Here is a 1,077-nt window from a genome sequence, read left to right on the forward strand (position 1 = left end):
CATGGCCTGTGCACGACGCATCCCGACATCGTCAACGCGGACCTGCTCGCCTTCATCAAGAGCTGACCGCAAGCGAAGAGGAGACTTGCCATGACCTCGACCACGACCGCTATGGCGGAGGAATATCTGGAGCGCGCGGACGGCCCAAGGATCTTCGTGCGCTCTTGGCACCCTGCGTCCAGACCGAGCGCGGTCGTGGCGATTTGCCACGGCGTTAACTCACATAGCGGCCAGTACTTTTGGGCCGCCGAGCAGATGGCCGCCGCCGGCCACGCCGTCTACGCCCTCGACTTGCGCGGTCGCGGGAAGTCCGACGGCGAGCGGTTTTTCGTCGAGAACGTCACTGAGTATGTCGACGATCTATCGATGCTGATCCAGCTCGCCAAGCAGCGGGAGCCCGGATTGCCTGTCTTCCTGCTGGGCCACAGTGCAGGCGGCGTGGTCTCGACCACCTATGCGCTGGACCATCAGGCCGAGCTCTCCGGATTCATATGCGAGAGCTTTGCGTTCCAGGTGTACGCGCCCGATTTCGCTCTCGTGGTCGTCAAGGGGCTCAGCCACGTCGCGCCGCATTTTCACGTCCTGCGGCTGAACAACGAGGATTTTTCGCGCGATGCGGCGATTGTGACATCGATGAACGACGATCCGTTGATCGATAAGGAGGTCCAGCCGACGAGCACAGTCGCAGCACTGATTCGCGCAAACGAGCGGCTGAAGCGCGACTTTCCGCTGATCACGCTGCCGGTCTTGATCTTACACGGCACGGCAGACAAGGCAACCAAGCCTGCCGGCAGCCAGCTGTTCTTCGACACCGCCGGCTCCGCCGACAAGACGCTGAAGCTCTACCCGGGCCCCTTCCACGACCTGCTCAACGATCTCGGCCGCAAGGAGGTGATCGCCCACGTGCTGCGATGGATCGCCGCGCGCGTGCCGGTGCGGTTGGCATTGGCCGGAGTCGAGTGATTGTCAGGGGGCCGAGATGACGTCCACGGGCGCGCCGCTTCGCATAGCCGTCATGCTCAGTCGGTCCTCGGAAGCCGGCAACGTCGGGCTCGAGCAGTTCCTGGGGGTCTACTA

General features: G+C 63.3%; 1 protein-coding gene. It reads left to right on the top strand.

Annotated elements, in window-relative coordinates:
- Nucleotides 1-90: 90 nt before the first annotated feature.
- Nucleotides 91-963 (top strand): lysophospholipase, encoded by an 873-nt coding sequence (locus AC0L2R_RS33725; protein ID WP_473514097.1) that lies wholly within the window; start codon nt 91-93, stop codon nt 961-963.
- Nucleotides 964-1,077 lie beyond the last annotated feature (114 nt).

This window comes from Mesorhizobium sp. WSM4820 (assembly GCF_055811075.1).